Below are 22,771 nucleotides of genomic sequence, written 5' to 3'. Positions count from 1 at the left end.
GATATCCAGATTTACTGGCACCGCAACGAGCATGCTTGGCCGAGTGGCCTCGCAGGAACCTTCCTGCTAAGTTCAGGGCGTTAGGTGGCTGTCACCGTTCTATCTGAAAGTCTTCGTGCCCGCAAAGTAGTAGAATTTCGTAAAGCAGCGAAGTTTCGAAAGCACTTAAAATCTGAAAGCCCCCGTTGAAAGCACCCAAGCGCATTGAACCTTTAATCGAAGACGGTCTGGTTGACGAAGTCCTTCGATCCTTGATGAGCGGCAAAGAGGCGCAAGTTTTTCTTGTGCGTTGCGGCCAAGAGATTCGCTGCGCCAAGGTATACAAAGACGTTACTGCACGCAGCTTCAAGAAATCGGTACAGTATCAAGAAGGACGACAAACTCGCAACAGCCGTCGCCAGCGCGCGATGGAAAAGCGATCTAAGTTTGGTCGTGATGAACAAGAGGTGGTTTGGCAAAACGCCGAAGTTGATGCGTTGCACCTGCTTGCCAAAGCAGGCGTGCGAGTCCCAAAGGCCTATGGCCTTTTTGATGGCGTGTTGCTGATGGAGCTGATCACGGGCCCCGACGGCGAAGTCGCACCTCGCCTGAACGACATCACCCTGTCACCAGAACAAGCGGTAAAGGATCACGCCAAGGTGATGAATTATGTTTTGCGCATGCTCTGCGTCGGATTGATTCACGGTGACCTTTCAGAATTCAATGTCCTCCAAAACGAAGACGGGCCAGTCATCATTGACTTGCCGCAAGTCGTCAACGCCGCAGGCAACAACCACGCCAAACGTATGCTACAGCGTGATGTCGACAACATCACCACCTACTATGCACAGTATGCCCCCGAACTAACAGATTCCCACTATGCCGAAGAGATTTGGGAACTGCATGAAAAAGGCGAACTAAAACCCGACCTAAAACTAACGGGCGAGTTTACATTTTCAACCAAGAAAGCCGACGTCGCATCGGTGCTGCGCATCATCGACGATGCGTATGAAGAGGAGCGTGAACGCCAAAAGAGAATGCTCGACCAGTAAGCAATTGCCGCAGCTCTGCTGTGGGCGAGAGTACAAAAAACAAAGGGCCAAATTGCATCGCAACCGACGCATCAACCCCGCGATGGCCGCCAAGCCTGATTACAGTCGCGAAATCGCCGGACCAGGACGCTTCGAATCTCGGACTTAGCGGCAACGTGAATGATAGAAGGTAGGCTGTGTTGACGGCACGATCTTGTGCGTCGTATGGAGAGTGATCAAGCAAACGATCGGACTTCACATTGAATCCCGAGGCAAAATTCTTGGTCTGGACTTAGCCGAACACGACGAACGCGGGCACCTTGGCTAAACGCATTCGGGAAGGAGGCGAGCCTCAGTCGCTTTCCAGGACAAGATAATGCAACCAATCCATAAAAAAGATTCGCCTCGGACCAGATGCAGCAAAAAGGTCACACAGACCGCGTCCCCCGAGTGCGGAAATGTCTTTTTTGCCTGCTTATCGCAGGCTTTTGCTGGAGCACAGCGAAGCAATCGCTGAAGAATTTGCGGCATCTCCACAGCGTGACGGACAAAGTTGTCCGGCGTTCACCCTCGACGCTGGGGATTGATTGATCACAATAATAGGCTCTCGCCGCCCGCCTCCTTTCCCACCTCAGCCCGCCACCCCCTTGGCGATGTTCCGACATGAAGTTCTTGGCTACCGCTGTGATCCGTCTCCTGCTGCCGATTGGTATCCTTGCCGCCGGCGGATATGGGTTTTCGGTCTTGTCTGTCGAAACCGAACAAGAGAAATCGGAACCTGGGGAAGAACAGGTCATTCACAGTCGCGTGCTGCCACTTGTTTCGAGCAACTATGCCGTTCAGATCGAAACCAATGGTGTCGTCGGGGCACACAACCGGGTGACCTTGAGTGCTGAAGTCACCGGAACCATCCGGTCAACGCAGCTTGCCTTTGAAGTCGGTTCGTTCTTCAAGACCGGCGACCTGTTGTTAGACATGGATGACCGTGACTATCAGACCGCACTGAAGATCGCTCGAGAACAAAACAAGCTAGCCAAGGCGACGTTAAAACTAGCCGAAGCCGCGCACGACCGAGTCCAGACGCTTGCACAGCGCAATAGTGCTTCGACGTCCGAAGTCGACGCTGACTTTGCCTCACTCGTACAGGCCCAGTCACAGGTTGAAATCACAGCGTCGGCCATCGATCAGGCAGAACGAAACTTACAGCGAACAAAAATTTACGCACCGTTTGATGGTCGTGTTGCCGCCAAGTTGATCGGCGTTGGACAACTGGTCAGTCCCGGCACCGCGCTGGGCGACGTATTCGCCGTTGACTTTGCGGAGGTTCGATTGCCGATCGCCGGCAGAGACCTGAAACACTTGACGTTGCCCGAAATGGAAGGCGACGAGCCCGTCGAAGTCGAATTGCATGATGCCATCGACGCATCATCTGGATCCGTCTGGAAAGCCAAGATCGTTCGCACCGAAGGCAGCCTTGACCCGGACTCTTTGGAACTTTTCGCAATCGCCAGAATTAACGATCCGTTCGCACTGCACTCCGACCATGCGATTTTGCGAATCGGCCAGCCCGTTACTGCGACCGTTACCGGCGAGACACTCAGCGACGTGATTGCGATTCCTCGTGATGCCGTTCGCCGATTGGACCAGGTGTACCTGATTGACTCCGATAAGCTAACGCTGCGATCGCTGACGATTGATCCGCTTTGGTCGGATGCCAAACATGTCATCGTCCCCAATCATTCATTTCATCAAAACGATCTACTTGCCACGTCGATGCTGGTATATGCACCCGAGGGAAGCTCGGTGCGAATTATCCCTGACGACGACTCGATCACTTCGCTAGCGGGCGAGCCGGCTGAAATGGAAGCAACACCGTGATCCGGTGGTTCACGATTAATGGTATCGCGGCGAATTTCTTGATGCTGGCGATCATCGTCGCCGGCAGCTACGTCGCGATCAATCATGTACCGCTCGAGGTGACGCCGGCGCTGAGCTGGAACACGGTGATGATCGAGATGCAGTACCGCGGTGCGACGGCAAAAGATGTCGAACAGGCCATCCTGATCCCGATCGAGGCGGCGCTCGAAGGCGTCGACGGAATCGACTCGCTTAACGCGGACGGTTTTCGTGGCGGCGCCAAGTTCTTTCTGCGTGCGACTCGCGGTAAGGATTTGCGAAACTTAATGGACGACGTGAAGGCTCGGATCGACACGATCACGACATTCCCCGCCGAGACGGAACCACCGCGGGTGCTGATCCCCGAATCAGCCAACTACTTTGACATTCTGCAAATTGCCGTAATGGGCAATTTGTCGCCCCATGACATGCGCCGCGTTTCGCGACAGGTCCAACGAGACTTACTGGAGATGCCGGGCATTAGCCGCGTCGATATTCGCGGTGACAAAGAATCCGAAGTCTCGATTGAAGCCAACGTCGAAAAACTACTCGCCTACAACCTGACCTTTCAAGATTTGGCGGACGCGATTCGCGGATTCTCGATCGACCTGCCCGCCGGAGCGATCGACAGCAACAGTGGTACGTTCATCGTCCGAACTCGCGGGCAAGCGTATTCCGAAGACGAGTTCAACGACATTCCGATCCGCTCGACCGCCGGCGCCGAAGTACGACTCGGCGAAGTTGCGACGATTCGCGACGGCTTTGTCGAAGGGGATCAAAAAATGTTCTTCAACGGCAAGCCGGCGTTGTTCGTCCCAGTGATGCGAGTTGGCAGCGAAAGCGCACTGGGGATTTCAAACGAAGTTCGTGAGTACGTTCGAACGGCGCGAACTCGATTTCCCGAGGGTATCGAACTGGAGGTTTGGGACGATGAGTCGCTGGCGATTCGGCATCGGCTTAGCACGCTGGCGTGGTCTTTGCTGCAGGGCGGTTTGTTCGTGCTATTGATCCTGGGCATGTTCATTCGGCCGTCTTTGGCATTCTGGATCGTGATTGGCATTCCGGTTAGCTTCGCCGGCGCCGCCCTTTTCATGCCGTGGTTCGACCTGACCGCGAACGTGATGAGCCTGTTTGGATTCATTATCGTGACGGGCATCGTCGTCGATGATGCAATCGTGACGGGCGAAAACGTGTATTCCAAAATCATGGAAGGCATCGACCCGCTTGAAGCTGCCATTGAAGGCACTCGGGAAGTTGCAACGCCGGTCACCTTTGGTGCTCTTACGACAGTCGTTGCCTTTTTGCCGCTGATGTTTTTTGACGGCACGTGGGGCGACTATGCAAGGCAAGTTCCGCCCGTAGTAGCACCGGTGCTACTGTTTTCGCTGATCGAATCCAAGTTGATTTTACCGGCTCACTTGAAACACCTGCGCCGCGATACTGGGCGAGGCCTATTCGCACGATTCCAGGCTGCGATCGCATCGGGACTGGAACGGTTTATTGTGTCCATTTATCAACCAACTTTGCGATTAGCGGTCCGAAACCGCTTGGCTGTGGTTGCCGGATTTGTCGCGATGGCGATGTTAATGATGGGCTACTGTGTCGGCGGACGATTGGGCTTCGTCGCCTTTCCTTCAGTCGACAGCACACGGATCAGCGCCAAGCTTGAACTTCCTAGCGATACGCCACTCGAAGTTACCGAGCGATATGTGGATCGAATTTCCGATGCACTTGACCAACTGAAAACAGAGTTCGTTGATCCCGGCACTGGCAAATCGCTGGTTCAGAATATCGTTCGATTGACCGGTGCACGTCGGCCGGGATCGGATTTCGACAAGTCGAAAGGATACTTGGCTTTTGAGGTGATGCCGCCGGAAGAACGGACCGCGCCCGGCCCGAAGAACAGCGATATGGCGACACGATGGAGCGAATTGGTGGGCGAGATGCCCGAGGCGAGACGATTTGAAACGCGATCCGAATCGTCGCTCGTCCGAGATAGTGAGTACGACGACGAAGATCTAAACATCGAGCTGCGCGGACCATCGTCGCCCGAAAAGTCACAAGTTGCACGCGACATTCGATCGCTGCTCGATGGCTACGGTGACTTGAAAGATCAATGGGCCAACATCAACGAACGACAGGACGAACTGGAAATCCGTCTTAAACCGCGAGCCGCCGAACTTGGTCTGACACAGTCCGCATTGGCTAGCCAAATTCGCCAAGCATTCTTTGGCGAGGAAGCTCAGCGACTGCAACGCGGAGTCGACGACGTTCGCGTGATGGTACGATTGCCGCTTGAGGCGAGGCAATCGCTACACACGCTTGATCGCATGAGAATTCGGACACCGCGCGGCGCCGAGGTACCACTGGAAACGATCGCTGAGATCAATCTTGTGAAAGCGCCATCGCACGTCGAGCGTAACGAGCGCGCAGAAATCATTCGATTGGGCGCTCAACCAGTCGACGAGACCGTTGACGTGGTCGGCATTTCAAAGGAACTAGCTCCCAAACTCGATGCGATGTGCCTAAAAAATGGCCTCTCGTACCAGTTCCTTGGCTACGTCGCCGAAGCCGAGAAGACGAAACGGCAAACGATCGTCGGCGCGACGCTGCTGATGTTGACGCTTTACGGATTGCTGGCGATTGCGTTAAAGTCATTGGTACAGCCTATCTATGTCTTGCTGGCGGTTCCCTTCGCAATCATCGGCGCACTGGTAGGCCACATCCTGCTGGACCTGACGCCATCGTACCTTTCGATTTTTGGCATGCTGGCGCTCGCTGGCATCGCAGTCAACGACACGCTCGTTATGGTCGACTACATCAATCGACGCCAAGCAAGTGGTGTGTCGCTGCATGATGCGGCACTCGAAGCAGGCGGCAAACGGTTTCGTCCCATCTTCTTAACCTCGATCACAACATTCATGGGTCTGCTGCCCTTGATGATGGACGAGTCGATCCAAGCCCAATTCTTGATCCCGATGGCGGTATCGCTTGCCTTTGGAGTCCTGTTTGCAACGGTGATCACCTTGTACATGGTGCCTTGCGTGGTTCTGATCGGAGCCGACGTGGGCAGACACACCAAAGCGGCAGCGCGATGGTACTGGGCGCCAGTTGCCAACCGGTGATCGAAAGAACGGAAATTACGGTTAGTACGGCGGGCCGAGTGCCTGCATTCCAATTCAATCAGCAAACTGATACGCCGTATTCCTGAACTCCATCCGGTTTGTGTTTAATGAACGATGACCGAACTTGGCCACTGCCGTCGTCGCCGTGGATCATGCGCATGCAGTGGTCCGAGTTGCTGTTCGCCCACTGGCCGATCGATGCTGATCTGATTGCGAGCAAGTTGCCGGCGGGATTAGAAGTCGACACTTTCGGCGGGCAAGCGTGGGTGGGAGTGGTACCGTTTCAGATGTCCGATGTCGCGCCACGAGGATGTCCCGCAGTCCCGTGGCTGAGTCGCTTTCTTGAACTGAATGTCCGAACCTATGTGATCAAAGACGGCAAACCAGGAGTCTGGTTCTATTCCCTCGATGCCGCCAATCCGGTCGCGGTTCGCATTGCAAGGAAAACGTTCAATCTGCCTTACATGGACGCCAACATGTCGATTGCGACAAAAGCGAGCAACGGTGAAATCACGTATCGTTCAGACCGAACTCACCGACGCGAACCAGCCGCAATTTTCGACGCAACGTATCGGCCTCTCGGTGACGTGTTCCATGCAGAACCGGGGACACTCGAGCACTGGCTGACGGCGCGGTATTGCCTGTACAGCGCCAACAAGCGTGATGCGATCTATCGTGGCGAGATCTTTCATCCACCTTGGCAATTACGGAACGCAAGCTGGCAACTCCGGCAGAACACAATGGGGAACGCAACCAATTTTGACTTTCAAGCCGAACCACACTTGTTGTTCGCCGCGCCCGTCGACGTCCAAGCTTGGCGGCCCACGCGATGCTAGTACTATCGACATGATTGTCGGTATTGGACAAGGCGATGAACCAAGACCCGTAACACCACTTTCAACAGAGTCCTCACCATCCCATGCGTTTCATTTTCTTGCCCACCGTGCTGCTTTGCTTGACGACGATCGCCCGCGGCGCTGAGCCCAGTCCTGCACCAAGCTGGGAAACCATTTCCACCAATGGCCAACCGACCGCACGTCACGAAGCGGCGCTGGTGGGATTTGATGGCAAGTTGTTCTTGCTGGGCGGACGTCGCATCAATCCGGTGGACGTGTTTGATCCAGCAACGAATACATGGACGGCAAAGTCGCCGACCCCGATGGAGCTGCACCATTTTCAGGGCGTCGTGGTCGATGACCGCATCTACTTGATGGGCGCGATGACGGGGCCCTATCCGAAAGAAACACCGCTCGAAAAGATCGTCGTCTACTTTCCGAAGGAAGATCGATTTGACTTTGTCCATTCGATCCCCGAGTCGCGACGCCGGGGTGGCGCCGGTGCGGTCTATCACGATGGCATGATCTATCTGATTGGCGGCATCACAAACGGACACATCGATGGTTGCCGCAATTGGCTCGACCGATACGATCCGAAAACAGGTCACTGGGAAATCTTGCCCGACAGTCCCCACACCCGCGATCACTTTCAAGCCGCAGTGATTGGTGATCGACTGTACGCCGCAGGTGGACGCGACACATCGCAAGCTACTGGTGAAGTCTTCTCACGCACTCAGCCGATCATCGATGTGTTCGACTTCAAGACTGAATCGTGGCTGCCAGCGGATCAGACACCGAAGCTGCCGACGCCGCGAGCCGGAAACAGCGTCGTCGCAATCGGCGGCAAGCTGGTCGTCGGCGGCGGAGAGAGCGGCAACGAAAAAAAGGCACATGACGAGATCGAAGTCTTCGACCCAGCGTCGGATTCCTGGTCGACGTATCCGCCACTCGGCCGAGGCCGACATGGCACGGGACTGGTTGTGATCGGCGACAGCCTCTACACCGCATCGGGAAGCGGCAACCGAGGTGGCAGCCCCGAACTTACCACCACTGAACGCTTGAAATTGAACGAGTCAAACTGACCGACTGAAACGGTGATTGCAATTGCGGCACCAAGTCGCACCTATTCGATTGCCGATTTACGCGAGCACCAACACCACCTAGAATTGGAGGCGTGAGGAGCGAGCCTTCGACGGCACGCCAATGGGCTAGTTAGCCACTTTGTTTTTACTTCGTCAAGCACGACCGGTCGTCCCGCGACGAGCCATCAGCACACTGCTGTTGGTTGTGTTGACGTGCGGATTGTTTGGACTGCCGATCGCGTCTCCGCCGACGCCGAAGCACGGCCGTTTTCCATGCGAAGACTGTGCCTGCGGCTGCTCGACCGCAGATTTTTGTTGGGATAAATGCTGCTGCCACAGCGACACCGAGAAGCTGAAGTGGGCCGCGGCAAACCACGTCCAGCCGCCCGACTTCCTTGTCGCACGCGCCAGCGAAACGAGCCTTCTCGGCATGGTGCCGGCCGCTGCGAACTCCGAAAAAACCGCGAAATCTTGCTGCGGATGTGTGTCTGCCTCTTCATCAACTTCGGCAACGTGCCATGCGGTCCCGACAAAACGATCAACTGACCATGCCCGAACCGACGCGTCCTCATCGATGCGTTTGGTCCGTCTTGAAGACGCCGCCCTTTGCCGCGGTTTCGATCTACTGTGGACAATCTATTCCTGCGTGAACCTTGAATCACGCGCTGCTGTTACAGCCGCGATCGAACCGATCTTGCTGTATTGCTTACTAATCCACAACGATCAACCTTTGCCGAATAGCACCTGCCCTGATCCGCCGATTCCGTAGTCGGCTTGATGCACCTCGCACACTGATTCGATGCACTTGATGCAAAGTGTTGTCAGTCGGGCGAGGTCTCTTATTGATTGAACTGTTTGCGATACGGATCGTTGCTGCGCGCATCGGTGCTGCCATTTAGGTCGAGCCGTGCTTGCGCAGAAATCACCGCTACCGCGTTAGTGCATGAAGGCTCGCTCCTCACACCAGTGTGGCCTTCATCGCTGGCGCGGCGGCGACCGGCATCTCGCAACCGCAATGTCTCTTTCATTTCGCAAAGCACCTTGCACCGTTCGCTGCAGAAGATTGCCGCGACCTGGATATCGGTGCGCACTGAACCAACTTCCTTAGCACAAACAAACCGAATGAACCTCTCAATTCCCGCCTCTATTAGAACTTTCCATCAACGGCATGGCTTCACCCTGGTTGAACTGTTGGTCGTGATCGCCATCATCGGCATTCTTGTTGGACTGTTGTTGCCCGCTGTTCAGTCAGCTCGCGAAGCTGCTCGGCGAATGCAGTGCAGCAACAACCTGAAGCAAATCACTTTGGCGATGCACAACTACGAAAGCACGCATCGCAAACTGCCCGCGAACTACACAATCGGCTCAGGTACGTCCGGAAACTTTTCGATCTTTGCTCAGATGGCTCCTTTTTATGAAGAGGGCAACGTCCTGGACATGATCCATTTTGATCGGCCGCTAAATGTCGGCTGCTGTCCGGGAACGTTGGTGTCGCCACACGACACGGCGGCGGCGACGGCCATTCCCACGCTGTCGTGCCCCAGCGAATCACAGGATCGAACATTCTTCGTCACATCGCTCTCAGGCAACGGTCCGACGCAGCCCTATTCCGGCACCAACTATGCCATGAACACCGGCACAGGCGTCGGCACTTTGTATGACACGCGAGTGCCCACCGATGGCGTCTTGTGGATCAATTCCAAAGTCGGATTTGAAGCCATCACGGACGGGCTTAGCAACACAGCCGCGTTCTCGGAACACCTGTTAGGCGTCTTGGAACAGTCGCCAACCGAACCGGCCAATGACATGCTGCGGCGACGAACGATGTTCAACGTCACCTGTGCATTCATCAGCCGATCAATGCCGCCGGCAGTACCAGGAATGACCGGGTACATTTTGCCCGCCGATCCTAATCAAATGGAAGCCTACACACGTGCCAGCAGTCTGCATCGCGGATGGTCCGGGCAACGCGGTGCAGGCTGGATCAATGGCCGCGAATACTGGACCGGGTACACCCACTATCACCCACCGCAAAGCGGAATCCCCGACATGCAAAGTTGTGGTTGGGGAGTGTTTGGTGCACGAAGCAATCATCCCGGCGGCGTCCACATGGCCCGCTGTGACGGTAGCGTCAACTTCGTCAACGAAAGCATCGACTTAGAAGTCTGGCGTTCCCTGGGAACGCGAAACGGACATGAAGTCATCAATGAACATTGAATCGCGTTTCAACAATCAACCATTTCACCATTTCGAATTTCCCATTTCAACTGAAAGAGATCTCGATGCTTTACCGCGCTGAATTCATGTCACTGCTTGTGCTGGTAACTGTGTGTACAACAGCATCCGCGCACGACCTTTGGCTACAAACCAACACCCCCGTGGTGCGCACTGGCGAATACATCAATATTGATGCGTGCCTTGGCAATCACGGCAACCATCATCGTGATTTTAAGTTAGCCGGGCGTATCGACCTGGACTGGGTCTCGGTCGACCACATCGCACCGGATGGAACGAAGACCGACATTCGCAGCCAACTGTACACGACCGCGTCCGCCGAAAAGGAAGGCTGCTGGAGAACCCGGATCGACGCCACGCAGCCGGGCGTTCATTGCGTTGTCGAGTCGCTTGACCGAGTAATGAACCATGGCAAATCGGTTCGTGGAATTCGCACCGCCAAGACTTATTTCCTGGTTTCCGATTCCTTGGACTCCGCCGCTGCCGATGAACACACTCACGACGAACCTTTAGGATTGCCGTTCGAACTGGTGCTTGAATCATGCCCGATCAATGACGCAGCAGTAGGGAATCCGATCACTGCTTGCGTTTTACATCAGGGCAAACCGCTGGCCGACGTCGTGGTCAGCTTCATACCCGAGGGTATCGAATTGTCCGGCGAGTTCGATGCCGAATACGAAACTCATAGCGACAGCGATGGCAAAGTCAGCTTTGTTCCTCAATCGGGAAACCGCTACTTGATCGTTGCTCATCACACAGCCGAGGACGAGAAATCGGACGAGTACGAATTTACCAGCTACTCGTCTACAATTACTGTGCAGGTCGCCAATTCCAAGCGACTGATCAACAACTGACCAGCGGCCAGCAACTGCCGACGAGCTCTGCTTCATTTTCAAATCATTCCCACCCGAATTTTTAACACTCGAGAAAACAATGCAACGATTCACTATCCTCACCCTGATGGCCGTACTAATCAGCGCGGCCGGTTGTGGCAGCAAGAACGAACCAACGGCCGAAACTCTAGCACCGGACCAAGCAACCCTCGCTTCGCTAGCCGCCGCCGATCGGCTTGACGGCACCGAAGATCACGTCATTGGCAAATGCTATGTCTGCAATCTTGGCATGGACGGCAAAGACGAATTCACGGCCGAAGTTCATGGCTATCAGGCGAAACTGTGCAGCAACGGATGCTTAGACCATTTTCAATCGGATCCGGATTCGATCATTGCCAGCACCAAAGTCCCTGAATGATTGAACCGTATCCCCTACGCGATCGCCAACCGCGTCGGCTGAAGGGAGCAATCCAAAACGGGGTTATTTTGTGATTACTTTCGGGTAAGTTGACGTGTCACTCCTGTGACCTCGCCGTGACTGCAAAGCCAGCCTTAATTCCATTCCACTTGCATTCGTTTCTGCCACGCCATGATTACGATCGTTGACTACCAGATGGGCAATCTGCGAAGTGTCCAAAAAGCCATCGAGAAAGTGGGTGGCGAGGCGAAGATCAGCTCGGACCCAGCAGAAATTGCCAGTGCCGAAAAGCTTGTTTTGCCCGGTGTCGGCGCGTTTGGTGACGCCATGGCCGAGATTCGGCGGCGCGACCTCGCCTCGCCGATCATCGACTTTGTCGACTCCGGTCGACCATTTCTGGGGATCTGCTTGGGACTGCAGTTGCTGTTTGAACGTGGCCTTGAGCATGGCGAGCACGAAGGGCTGGGCATTCTGGCTGGTGATGTGGTTCGTTTCGACTTGCCGAGCAACTTCAAAGTCCCGCACATGGGCTGGAACACGGTTACCAAGAAAGCTCCGACCGGAGACGCAAACCCTCTGACCGAAGGCATTGAGAACGACAGCCACTTCTACTTTGTTCACTCGTATTACGTTCGGCCGACGGATCCATCGGTGGTCGCGTTAACATGCGATTACGGCGGGCCGTTCTGTGCCGCAATTCGCCGCGGAAACGTGATTGCGACTCAGTTTCACCCTGAAAAAAGCCAGGACAACGGACTGAAACTGCTGGCGTCGTTTAACGGGATGACCATGAATGCCGAGGCAAGCGTTTGATGAGCGTGAAAGAAAAATCGGGCGTGCCGGCTGATGTCTCTCTTTCATCCGCCGACGGGCGGTTGAACGTTGTGTTTCAATGGCGGGCCGACCGTTTTGTCCAAAGCGTTTTTGTCGATGGCATTCACGCTGGCGACAGCGTCGATGGAGACGGCGAGACAGATTGGCCACCATCGCCACCGATCCAGCAACTCTCGCTGGAAGAAATCGGCGGGTCAGCCGTAATCCTGGGCGTTGGTGCCGCTGGTCAGGGTCACTGGAGCATCAGCGTGGAAAAAGCTGGTGATTCATCGCTTAAGTTTGATTTGGCGTGCCAATGTCGCGGCCAAGCCGGCTCGCTCGGCAGCACCTACCAAACGTCCAACAGCTTCGGTTTGTCTGTCAGTAACGGCGATTTTGAAGCGATTGAGCCCGGAATCGTCCGAGCAGCAGCCGACTCGAACGCTCCCGACCCGAAAAATTCTGGCCCCAATGCGTCAACAGTCCGTTGGACCTACCAACTCGACGCCACCTAAACAGAAACACGCCAAACAACCCAGGCTACCCAAGCTTTTGTTCTGGCAAAGTTTTCTGCTTCTTGGGAATTTCATCCAAGCCGCTCGTAAGTCTTGGTGCCGTCTTGGTTATCGACTGTGCCAAACGGCATCGCCCAAATCTTCTTCGCAAACTTCCAGGTAAACCCCCTTTACCTAATCCGCAACTTCTTCATCCTTGCGACCAACATTCGCTCTGGCATCCGTTTGCTTGTGGCGATTCCTTGTCTGTTAGTTCGTCGGAGAGACTCAATGCGTAAGTTTGCTTGTATTGCAGCTGTTTTGTCGATTGGGATGATAGTTGCCAGCGGCAACATCGCCTCGGCTCAGTACCCGATCGTTTCGTCACCCGCCATGTCGATGCCTGTTTCGTCAGGCGCCAGCTACTTCTGCGCCAAGTGTGGCAAAATGCACGCTGGCCAAGCCCCGACTGCGAATTCTGCGGTTACCGCTGGCGGTCAAACTCCGTCGATGGTCCAGCCGACCTCGTCCAACTCGCCCGCACCGATGGCTTCGTCGTCGGCGATGCGAGCAAGAGGCGGCGTCAGCAATGTTTTGGCGGCCTTGAACGCACAGCGATCTCGACAGGGCGTCGGTGCCCTGCGATACGATAGGTCGTTGCAAGCTGTTGCCGAACGGCGAGCACAAGAAATGGCCTCGATGGGCTTGAAGAGCCATCCGCCGGGATCGTTTTCGCCCGGAACCTACGAGGGTGTGGGTTGGTCCAGTTCGTATTCGCCGTCGGGAGTGTCGGCATGCTTCACCAGCGATACCAGAATGCAGTACGCCGGAGCCGCCATGGCAACCGGACGCGACGGCGTGTACTTCGCGGTCGTCTATCGCTAATCCCGATCGCAGTGATTCAAATTCGACGCGGCAGTGCCCTGGCGTGGGCTACTGCCGCGTTTTTATGCGCGGCACAAGCGGCCTCGGGTGTCGCGGACGACCCGGTTGCTGGGCAAACGGTCAGCGCCGCGTCAGTCTCGATGCCGATCGATACTGCGAGCGCGAAAGCGTCGGTCCAGTGGCTCGTCGACAAAGCGCTAGTAGAATTGCCGCGGACCTTTGATGGCGACAAAGGATGGGGCGACACCAAACGAGTTTGGGCAGGCGTGTCGATGAAGATGGACGGCCTGAAACTAAAAACGCACCGCAAATTTCGCGATGTCGACCATGGGCGATGGATCCGGTACGAAGTCACGATGCCGAAGCCCGGCGCAGCGCGAAACGTTGACGTCACGATCGACGCGGTGACCCCCGTCATCGACCCGGTATCGGGGCAAGAACGATGGAAGATCGACTCCACCATCGTTGCTCCGGTGCATTTCAGCGCACGCGTCCAGCGTCACAATCTAGGCATCCAGTTATTCAGCGTCACGGTGACGGGGAAGATGAAGGTCCGCATGACTTCTTCGGCCACGATCGGCTTCTATCCCGACTATCGAAAGATACCGCCCGACTTGGTCATTGATCCAGTGATCGAGCAAGCAAATTTGAAGCTTGAATCGTTCGAGGTGGACCGTGTTAGCCACATCGGCGGCGATGCGGCCGAAGCATGGGGCGAAATCATGCAAGAAGTTTTGGTCGAACGCTTCGTCCAAAAACAGGACGAAAAGCTGGTTGCCAAGCTCAACAAATCGATTGGCAAGAAACGCGACGACTTGCGAATCTCACTGTCCGATTGGTTCACGATGGGTGCGGTTAAGACACCCATGAAGTGATCTGTGTTTCCGAATCGAAAGTGGTTCGCAGCACAACGGCTCGACTAGCGAACTTTGACAGGAACCAATTGCTGGCGAACGGTCACTGAATTCACCGAGAACTGATAGGCACCGAACAAGACAGCGGTGAAAACCAAGTCACCCGCAATCGTGTAACCGAAGAACGGGATGGCAGCGGCGTAACAAGCGAACAAACCACCGATGGTCATCGTGTACCATCCGGCCATCCAGACACCCAGGTTGCTGGTCACGAAGAAGAGCGTCGACGCAGCGAGCGAGCCACCACAAATCCGAGCAATCTTGGCACCCAAGCCCGACTGATCAGACGCCTGATTCGCACGGGACACCCAACGCCCCACCATCACGCCCAAAGTTGCACCGCCGTAGACGCCCAACATGGCGACGGGCGAGTAGAAACCCATGCCCGGGATCTGCAGTGCATGACCGACGATGTCGCTGATCAACAGCACGACCGCGGGCACCAAAAATGCTCGCCGCCCAGCCAAATAGCAGCCCGCAAATAGTCCCAACGCCCCGACACACGCCACGTTTGGTGGGTGTGGCAAAAAGCGGCTGGCAGCGACAATCAAGGTCAGAGCGTAAAACATCATGGCGGCGTTGGATTTCGTTGAGACGGGAATCGACAATTCAATGTCGACAGCGAACACGTCACTTTAGCCGAGCCGCCATGGGGACGAAAGTCCTGTCTTAAGGGATCGCGATGATGCCCACCGCGACAGCGGCCGTTTCGGCAATAACCGCTCTGCGATCCCAGGGTGGACGCTGCAGAGTCCGCGGGGCACACGATCCGGGGCGATAATAGCCCAGGGTGTACTCGCAATCGCAGGGATGCTGGATCGCCATCAAATACGGCAACATTGGCATCGTGGCGAAGAATCGCACTCCACTGGCAAGCGGCTGGGCGTACCCGAATCGCTCGTGGCCATGTCGTTCTAGCATCCGATCCTCGAAATACCGAGGATAAGAGTACGTATTCGGTGCCGCCCAGTCGGCTAACGACCAAGCCCAGTCTCCTCCGCGATCGGCACCCGACTCAGGCAACAACTGAAGCGGCCGATCCTCTGCCGCGCGAAAGCCGTCGGGTGTTTTGCCATTGCCGACATCAGCAAAGTCTGTCGACCGAGCCGCCAATGGCGGAATCACGAACCGGCCATTGACAACTTTGGGCAGCGCGTCCCGTTCGGCCGCAAAGCCCAGGTCGTCGTCGATTTGCTTGGTCGAGTTGGACGTCTTTTTATCGCCATCTTTCTCCGCGACATCTTTTTCAGCCGCGGGAGCCGTTGACGCCATCGCGGCCATCACCAACAACGATGCAGCCCATCGAACGGGCGGCGTGGAAAAGGGACTCGACCAAGCCGAGTTGAAAAAGTTTACGTTTGAGATCTTCATCGTTCAGATTCATCCATCCATGGGTGCATCGTGTCCATTGATTGCTTCGACCGTTTTGACTGGCAATACGAAGCCGGATCGAATGATGTCGAAAAACCCGCACTGACGCGACAACCCGCACAACCGGCACGGGCACTGCCATTCGTTACCAAAGCCCCGTTCACTGCGACGCCTACGGTGACCTCGCACCAACCAGCGGGGTAGCGTTGATGCGAACCGCCTACCAGTTCAGCGCTGCGCCAAACAACGCCCAGCCCCGCAAAGCCGAGCCCTATTTGATGCAAACCATCCAGTACTTTCCCGACCCCGACGACGTTCTGCCAGAAACCAGCAATCTTTCCTGGCGAGCACGTTTGTTTTGGACGGCGGTATTTTTTGGACCAGCCACCTATTTCGGATTCCAAGGTGACTACATCGCTGCAGCCATGACGGCAATTGCCGGATTCAGCGCGTTTGCCGGATACCGCACTGGTGTCTTTTCGATCTTCGCATCGATGGTGGCCGTCGCTGCCGCGGTTGCGTTTGCACCCGCGATAGGAATGGAAAACGCCTACCGTTTTTCTCAGTGGTTTGGACTGAGCGGTTTGGCCAATCGTTTCCTCAGTATCGGCGTCGTCGGTCTAGCGATCGGCTTGTTCGTGATGTTCTGCCTGTGGTTCATTCTAGGATCAATGGTACGCCGCCGCCGGGCACTGGACCGCTGGAATCGTCGGTTCGGTTTCATGCTTGGCATCGCGCAAGGTGTCGTCGGCTTGGCTTGTTTCATCGGCGGGATTCTGGTGATGGAACCGATCGAGTTGAAACGAGCCGGAATTCGCGACCCCGCCGACACTCGCGGACAGATCGCATCCAAAGTCATTTTATCGACTGCCGAAGCCACTCGGCAAAGCGTAATCGGCCCATACTTGGTCAATTACAACCCGCTGGCGATGATTCCTCAACTCAACAAAGTCGAGGAATTCGGCCGCACCGCCACCGTGCTTGGCAACCCAGCCAAAATGCAAGAACTGCTCGATACACCGGAGATCCAAGAACTGCGTCAAAAACCGGAAGTTCGAAAATTGGTCAACCAACTGAATTCGGACCCAGAAGTCCGCGAAATCATCGACTCCGGTCAATCGATGACACCATCGATGGCAATGAAGCTACTCAATCACCCGGCCGTGATGGAGTTGGTCGACCAACCGGGATTCTTGGAACAAGCCACCAGGGCGATCCAGAAAGCGATCCCCACCCCGGGAATGGTCCCCTAGACACGGCAAACCGAAGCGGACCGAACGCGAAAGCTTCCTTTCTCGCAGGACTTTCCTGCCCGTTTCGGCTTGCAAGCCGTACCTGGCCAGGGCCCCCGCCAAAGGCCCCCGTCGTGGCACTGTCAAGACCGTCGATCACCGACATTGCGTCTCGGACATCGGCGGTGGTTTCCCTTGACTAGGCAACCCGGTTAGGCTTGAAGAGACTGTTTCGGTCTCATTCGCCACCACTTCTACACCCCACCCGCCAATGTATCTCAAACTGGCTCGCCGATTTCTGGTCGAAACCGACAAACGGCTGCTGATGAAAGCTGTCTGGACCCTGGGTCTGGGCGGACTGATGAGCGTGCATAAGCACAAGCGACGACTCAAACGAGGCGAGTTCTTTCCGCCGTTTTTGTACCTGTCGGTGATCAATAGCTGCAATCTTCGTTGCCAGGGATGCTGGGTCGACGTGGCGTCCAAGCAGCATAAGATCGAACTCGAAGCCGCTAACAAAACGATCGCCGAAGCCAAGGCGATGGGCAATCGATTCTTTGGCATCCTGGGCGGTGAGCCGTTCATGCACAAAGACTTGTTAAAAATCTTTGCCGCCAATCCTGACGTCTACTTCCAAGTTTTCACCAACGGCCACTTTATCACCGATGAAGTCGCCGCTGAACTGCGCCGGCTCGGCAACGTAACACCACTGATCAGTGTCGAAGGCAGCGAAATCATCAGCGACACTCGCCGCGGCAGCGACGGCGTGTTAAACAAAACGATGAAAGGTTTGGAAACCGCTCTGCGGCACAAGCTGTTAGTCGGCGTCTGTACGAGTGTTTGCAAGTCGAACATCGATGACCTGGTACGCAACGAATGGGTCGATCGGCTGATTGAAATGGGTGTGATGTACTGTTGGTACCACATCTATCGCCCCGTCGGACCGGAACCCAATCAAGACTTGGCGTTATCGAGTGACGAGCAGCGCCGAGTTCGACAGTTCGTCGTCGACACTCGCGCGACCAAACCGATCGTCGTGATCGATGCTTACCACGACGACGCTGGCAACGCACTGTGTCCAGCCGTCACCGGATTCACTCACCACATTGGACCGTGGGGCGATATCGAACCGTGTCCCGTGATCCAACTTGCCACCGAATCGATTCACGATGACCGCCCGCTTGCTGAAACGATGAACAAGTCCGAGTTCTTGAAAGACTTTCGCGAACTGACCGCCCAGCACACCCGCGGCTGTGTGATCATGGAACGTCCTGACTTGCTGGTTCAGCTAGCCGAAAAGCACGGCGCGCGTGACACGACGGCCCGCAAATCCGTGATCGCGGAACTCAACAAGGTGACGCCACGGCGAAGCCAGTACCAGCAAGGCGACGAGATTCGCGAACGCAGCTTCGTGTACCGATGGGCCAAAAAATATGCGTTCAACGATTTTGGCACCTACGCCAAGCACTTTGATGTCGCAAAGTACCAAGATCCGGACAAGGCTCCGCAAGAAAACAACCCCCAGGTGCACCAAATCAAAGTCGGCACCGAAGCAGGCGATTCCAGGTAAACAGGAAATCAAGCCTTATCGTAACGCCATTCCACCGCCGCATCCATTTTCCGTCATTGACACTCTGATTCCCGCAGCCGGATCTGCCTTGCTAACTCGGATACTGTTTTTCTATACAGGGGTCACACGAACTCAACGCAGCATGATGCTGATTATCGATTTTGCCCATTCAAGAAGGACTTTGAAGTGGCTGAAACAACCGAAATGCCTGCCCGGAATCCCGAGATCTTGACCGCAACGGAAGAAGCGTGGAACAAGCTAAGTAGTGGCGATGTCGCAGGGGCGACGGATTACGCCGCGACCCACCTGGCACCCGCCCTCGGTTGGGCCGCCATCGGATTAGGGGTGATTTTTCTTGGCTACCTCGCTGCAAAATACATTTCGGGTTTGGTAAGCCGTCCCGTTTGCCGCCGCGTCGACGAAACACTTGGCCGATTCATCGGCAAGATGGTTTTCTATTGCGTCATGTTTGGCGTTACTGGTGCGGTACTGTCAAAACTGGGTGCACCGCTTGGCGGATTGGCCGCGATGTTGGCCGCCGCCGGCTTTGCCGTAGGCTTGGCATTTCAGGGAACCCTTAGCAACTTTGCTTGTGGTGTCTTGATGTTGGTGTTTCGCCCGTTCAAAGTTGGCGACGTCGTCAATGCTGGCGGCGTGATGGGAAAGGTCAACGAGATCGACTTGTTCACCACGACGCTTGATACGCCCGACAACCGCCGCATCATCGTTCCGAATAGTTCGATTTCAGGCGGCACGATCGAAAACATTTCGTATCACCAACATCGCCGAGTCGAAGTACTAGTGGGCGTCGATTACAACGCCGACCTCGACCAAACTCGCGCCGCATTGGAAGCCGCTGTCTCACAAATTTCCGAAGCCGTTGTTCAAGGCGAAGGGCGTGGCGCGCAAGTCATCCTCAGCGATCTTGGTGCTAGCAGTGTCAACTGGAAAGTGCGTGCCTGGGTTGCTTCAAAGAATTACTGGCCAATTCACGAAACGCTCACAGCGCAAGTCAAGCGTCAACTTGACGGCGCCGGCATTTCAATTCCGTTCCCACAGTTGGATGTCCATATCAGCCGCAACGAAGAAGAATCCGTAACCCGGCCTCGCGTTCGTCCGGCACGCCGCGAATTGCACGATTCGGGCACCGCGAATCCGATCACACGCGCTGCGTAGTTGTTTCTAGCGAACGACTTACGACTGAAAAAAATGAAATTTTCGCCGCGGCGTACCACGTCGCGATTCCTCGATTATGATGTCGGCCTCTAAAGGGTTGCAGGCATTATTGTGGACGCGTCGATATTTTCGACGCGAACTGCATGTTCGGGGAAAAGGGAATTTTATGTGGCATACCAGCCGAGGTGATCGAACCTTGCGAGGCGCTGAAAGCGCGTTGGTCGGCGCCGCAATCGACACGATGATCGATGCGTTGCTGGTTCATGTTGACGTTGACTGCGTTGACGAAGTGATCCCGGATTGCGATTCGGGAATCGATGTGTTTGATCAATTGACGGTCTGTCAGCGAATCGGTTTGCTACACGAAGTGGCTGAGCATTTGTTGACCGAAACCGATTCGCCAATGCAACTGTCGGCTTTAGCCGAAGCCACCGTGGCGGCTATTTTTGTTGAAGTGCGTGACCAGATTGCGATCGAGATTGACTTGTTCGGCGATTCGGTTCCGCCGCAAACGGAATGGCGATCGCTCACTTTGGCCGCCTATCAATCAATGCCAGAATCGGTATCGGTCGATTTGCCAGGTCGCGACTCAATCGACTTGACGGCTTTCGAAGATGTCGTCGACCTTCTGTCGATTGCGATCTTGTGGGACCGCGATTTTGAAATGGCGGAAAGCTTCCTGGACTCGGACCCTGGCGTTTCTCAGAAACGTCGCAAGATTTTGGGCATCGACCAAGACTACTTCACCAGCGTCGCGCCGGATCCACGCCCCGAAGAAACTTTCTCGCTCGTGTCACGGACTCGAGAGATCGTTCGCTCGAAGCCGCGTTAATACCGACACGTTTGGCTCACCTAGCATTAAAAAATCTCTCTTGCCACCGACGCCCGCGGATCGGCACACTTGCCACGCAGACGGCCGCGATGGTTGCGTCCGTCGCAAACCCTAATTCGTTTGTGCTGTGGGGATGCAACCGTGGTGATGACCGGACTACAAGATCTTTCGAAATTAAGCGTAACGCAACTCTACGCGGTGTACCTAGGAATCGCTCGCGCGGACTGGAAGTGGCGCCGAACGGCTGCCTATGGTGCGGCCGCGCCGCCAACAGGTCACGCCACCTTTCGGCCGCTGACGTTTGACGTCTTCCAACAACGGATGACGACCGCGTCGTCGGTACTAAGAGGCGACGAGTCGCTGCGGGCGAGATTGTCTCGACAAGCCGCGGCCTATCGCGTCGATGTGGATGCTGCGATTTCGAGCCAATCCCAAGCCGCCTAACGAGGGTGGTGTCATGAACCCGTTGTTTTTGATCCTACGCGCCGCCCATTGTCGCAGCACCCATCACTTTTTTGCAATCGATGCGCTACCGTTGGTGCAAACTGACGCTGGCCAACGACTCGCACGCGTGCTGCTTCGACACCACGATCGATACCTGCGAGGCGCAAAGGATCCGGACACGCGGTTTCGTGACTTTCAAAACCATGTGGTCCATGTCACCGACGGTTACTGGGGTGGTGCGCCGCGCGTTGCCCACCTGTGGTATGACAAACTTCAGAATCACTTACGTGCGGGCCGCTACAGTGACGCAGCCCACGCGGCTGGCGTACTGAGCCACTACTTCACCGATCCGATGATGCCCCTGCACACGCAGCAATGCGAACGTGAAAAGGTCCTGCATCGACCGATTGAATGGAGCGTCACGCGATCGTATGAATCAATTCTGACCGTGTGGCGAGACGACCCAGCTCGAACGGTCTTCAACTTATCGAACAATATCGGCTGGCTCGGCGAGGCAATTTTGCACGGCGCCAAATTTGCCAACCGAAGTTACTTTCCGTTGCTGGATACGTACGATCTTGAACGCGGCCGAGCTCATCCGCCCGACGGACTTGGGCTGGTTGCTCAGCGCGCACTTTCGGAACTCTTTGGTTTGGCCATCACCGGCTGGGCAAGAGTGCTTGAACGCGCCGCGCGTGATGCCGAGTCAGCAATGGGACAACCAATCGCCAAAGCATCTCTATCGGCAAGCACCGCACTCGCGGTCATTCGCACTCCGGCGCGAGCTTGGCTCAAGCGAATTGAGAACCGAATCGAACAAGACGCCGTCGGACGCCTGATCAGCGAGTTTCGCCGAACCGGCACGTTGCAAAAGAACTTGCCCGCCGATGTGGACATTGTTCACCGAGTGATAGATGTCTACCGAACCGAAATGGCTTCCCGAGAAAGCCGACGTGCACGTCGCCTGGCTGCCAAAAAAATTCAGGCCGCTGCTATACAAGCCGCCAACGAAACCAACGAGATTGTCGTCGCAACGACCAGCGAAGCAGACTTGGAACCTTCGCACCAAGATTATCCCGCGACCATTCCATTCGTACCACGCAGCGTCGATACACCAGTCACACACCAGCCGGTAAATGATCGATGCCGACTATCGAGGCAAGATCCACTCGTCAACGCTCCGTCGATCGGTCCCAAAACGGCTCAGCGTTTTGCGTCGGTTGGCATCCACACAGTCGGCGAATTCTTAGATGAATCAGCAGCCAAGATGGCGGCCGAAATGTTGACCTACTGGATCACGACCGAAACCGTGACTCAGTGGCAGTGGCAAGCCAAACTAATGTGCGAGATCCCAGAACTGCTGGCACGTGAATGCCAAATGCTTGCCGGTGCTCAGTACAATTCGGCCAGTGCCGTCGCGGTTTGCAAAGCAGGCGAGCTTCATCAAGAAGTCGCCCAGTTTGCGATGACCTCTAGCGGCCGCCGATATCTACGCGGCGCCGACGCGCCAAAACTATCTGATGTTCGCCGCTGGATCGCCGACTCGGCGGAAGCAATTTCGTCAGCACGCAGCGCTGCCTAAATCGGATATTCTGGGTAAGCTTG

General features: G+C 55.7%; 22 protein-coding genes. 18 read left to right on the top strand and 4 right to left on the bottom strand.

What is annotated here, in order from left to right:
* The first annotated feature begins 185 nt into the window (after positions 1-185).
* From Poly59_RS06020 to Poly59_RS06000, 5 genes are all read left to right on the top strand, one after another.
* On the top strand, positions 186-1,031 hold the full coding sequence (locus Poly59_RS06020) for a PA4780 family RIO1-like protein kinase (protein ID WP_146533091.1): 846 nt from the start codon (positions 186-188) through the stop codon (positions 1,029-1,031).
* 642 nt (positions 1,032-1,673) lie between these two features.
* Entirely contained in the window at positions 1,674-2,888 is a 1,215-nt protein-coding gene (locus Poly59_RS06015) for an efflux RND transporter periplasmic adaptor subunit (RefSeq protein ID WP_146533090.1), read from the top strand.
* Complete coding sequence (locus Poly59_RS06010) at positions 2,885-6,031, top strand: efflux RND transporter permease subunit (protein WP_146533089.1); 3,147 nt, start codon at positions 2,885-2,887, stop codon at positions 6,029-6,031. The genes Poly59_RS06015 and Poly59_RS06010 overlap by 4 nt, the downstream gene beginning before the upstream one ends.
* 107 nt (positions 6,032-6,138) lie before the next feature.
* Positions 6,139-6,867: a YqjF family protein gene (locus Poly59_RS06005; protein WP_222436041.1), complete on the top strand. Its 729-nt coding sequence runs from the start codon at positions 6,139-6,141 to the stop codon at positions 6,865-6,867.
* Positions 6,868-6,950: 83 nt separating this feature from the next.
* Positions 6,951-7,949, top strand: coding sequence for a Kelch repeat-containing protein (locus tag Poly59_RS06000; protein ID WP_146533088.1), 999 nt, complete (start codon positions 6,951-6,953; stop codon positions 7,947-7,949).
* A gap of 153 nt (positions 7,950-8,102) precedes the next feature.
* Here the strand turns inward: Poly59_RS06000 and Poly59_RS05995 are convergent, their stop codons facing one another.
* Together Poly59_RS05995 and Poly59_RS05990 are read right to left on the bottom strand one after the other, a co-directional pair.
* Positions 8,103-8,381: a hypothetical protein gene (locus Poly59_RS05995; RefSeq protein ID WP_146533087.1), complete on the bottom strand. Its 279-nt coding sequence runs from the start codon at positions 8,379-8,381 to the stop codon at positions 8,103-8,105.
* Positions 8,382-8,788: 407 nt separating this feature from the next.
* Positions 8,789-9,040 carry a hypothetical protein gene (locus Poly59_RS05990; protein WP_186776039.1) on the bottom strand — a complete coding sequence of 84 codons (252 nt, stop codon included), beginning with the start codon at positions 9,038-9,040 and terminating at the stop codon, positions 8,789-8,791.
* A gap of 31 nt (positions 9,041-9,071) precedes the next feature.
* On the opposite strand from Poly59_RS05990, the gene Poly59_RS05985 reads away from it, so the two are divergent.
* From Poly59_RS05985 to Poly59_RS05955, 7 genes are all read left to right on the top strand, one after another.
* Positions 9,072-10,166, top strand: coding sequence for a DUF1559 domain-containing protein (locus tag Poly59_RS05985; RefSeq protein WP_146533085.1), 1,095 nt, complete (start codon positions 9,072-9,074; stop codon positions 10,164-10,166).
* 65 nt (positions 10,167-10,231) lie between these two features.
* The gene (locus Poly59_RS05980; protein ID WP_146533084.1) at positions 10,232-11,038 is read left to right on the top strand and encodes a DUF4198 domain-containing protein; all 807 of its coding nucleotides are present in this window, start codon (positions 10,232-10,234) and stop codon (positions 11,036-11,038) included.
* Between the two features lie 79 nt (positions 11,039-11,117).
* Positions 11,118-11,435: a hypothetical protein gene (locus Poly59_RS05975; RefSeq protein ID WP_146533083.1), complete on the top strand. Its 318-nt coding sequence runs from the start codon at positions 11,118-11,120 to the stop codon at positions 11,433-11,435.
* Between the two features lie 171 nt (positions 11,436-11,606).
* Entirely contained in the window at positions 11,607-12,248 is a 642-nt protein-coding gene (gene hisH, locus Poly59_RS05970) for an imidazole glycerol phosphate synthase subunit HisH (RefSeq protein ID WP_146533082.1), read from the top strand.
* A complete protein-coding gene (locus Poly59_RS05965; RefSeq protein ID WP_146533081.1) occupies positions 12,248-12,763 on the top strand; it encodes a hypothetical protein in 516 nt (171 codons plus the stop codon). Before hisH ends, Poly59_RS05965 begins: the two co-directional genes overlap by 1 nt.
* A gap of 270 nt (positions 12,764-13,033) precedes the next feature.
* Positions 13,034-13,627 carry a CAP domain-containing protein gene (locus tag Poly59_RS30065; protein ID WP_246151409.1) on the top strand — a complete coding sequence of 198 codons (594 nt, stop codon included), beginning with the start codon at positions 13,034-13,036 and terminating at the stop codon, positions 13,625-13,627.
* Positions 13,628-13,638: 11 nt separating this feature from the next.
* Entirely contained in the window at positions 13,639-14,502 is an 864-nt protein-coding gene (locus Poly59_RS05955; protein WP_146533080.1) for a hypothetical protein, read from the top strand.
* Positions 14,503-14,546: 44 nt separating this feature from the next.
* Here Poly59_RS05955 and Poly59_RS05950 read toward each other — a convergent pair whose 3' ends face one another.
* Both Poly59_RS05950 and Poly59_RS05945 read right to left on the bottom strand, forming a co-directional pair.
* Positions 14,547-15,113 (bottom strand): DUF6580 family putative transport protein, encoded by a 567-nt coding sequence (locus tag Poly59_RS05950; RefSeq protein ID WP_146533079.1) that lies wholly within the window; start codon positions 15,111-15,113, stop codon positions 14,547-14,549.
* A gap of 97 nt (positions 15,114-15,210) precedes the next feature.
* Positions 15,211-15,912 carry a hypothetical protein gene (locus Poly59_RS05945; RefSeq protein WP_146533078.1) on the bottom strand — a complete coding sequence of 234 codons (702 nt, stop codon included), beginning with the start codon at positions 15,910-15,912 and terminating at the stop codon, positions 15,211-15,213.
* 209 nt (positions 15,913-16,121) lie between these two features.
* On the opposite strand from Poly59_RS05945, the gene Poly59_RS05940 reads away from it, so the two are divergent.
* From Poly59_RS05940 to Poly59_RS05915, 6 genes are all read left to right on the top strand, one after another.
* Positions 16,122-17,165 carry a CvpA family protein gene (locus Poly59_RS05940; RefSeq protein WP_146533077.1) on the top strand — a complete coding sequence of 348 codons (1,044 nt, stop codon included), beginning with the start codon at positions 16,122-16,124 and terminating at the stop codon, positions 17,163-17,165.
* 250 nt (positions 17,166-17,415) lie between these two features.
* Complete coding sequence (locus Poly59_RS05935) at positions 17,416-18,714, top strand: radical SAM protein (RefSeq protein ID WP_186776038.1); 1,299 nt, start codon at positions 17,416-17,418, stop codon at positions 18,712-18,714.
* A 204-nt stretch (positions 18,715-18,918) separates the two neighbouring features.
* Positions 18,919-19,890: a mechanosensitive ion channel family protein gene (locus tag Poly59_RS05930; RefSeq protein WP_146533076.1), complete on the top strand. Its 972-nt coding sequence runs from the start codon at positions 18,919-18,921 to the stop codon at positions 19,888-19,890.
* A gap of 166 nt (positions 19,891-20,056) precedes the next feature.
* The gene (locus tag Poly59_RS05925) at positions 20,057-20,722 is read left to right on the top strand and encodes a hypothetical protein (protein ID WP_146533075.1); all 666 of its coding nucleotides are present in this window, start codon (positions 20,057-20,059) and stop codon (positions 20,720-20,722) included.
* 147 nt (positions 20,723-20,869) lie between these two features.
* A complete protein-coding gene (locus tag Poly59_RS05920) occupies positions 20,870-21,166 on the top strand; it encodes a hypothetical protein (RefSeq protein WP_146533074.1) in 297 nt (98 codons plus the stop codon).
* Between the two features lie 13 nt (positions 21,167-21,179).
* Positions 21,180-22,748, top strand: coding sequence for a DUF4332 domain-containing protein (locus Poly59_RS05915; protein ID WP_186776037.1), 1,569 nt, complete (start codon positions 21,180-21,182; stop codon positions 22,746-22,748).
* Positions 22,749-22,771: the final 23 nt, after the last annotated feature.

The sequence above is a fragment of the Rubripirellula reticaptiva genome, assembly GCF_007860175.1.
GTDB classification, from domain to species: domain Bacteria; phylum Planctomycetota; class Planctomycetia; order Pirellulales; family Pirellulaceae; genus Rubripirellula; species Rubripirellula reticaptiva.
The sequence above is the reverse complement of the archived record's forward strand: the minus strand, read 5'-3'. Positions and strand labels throughout refer to the sequence as shown.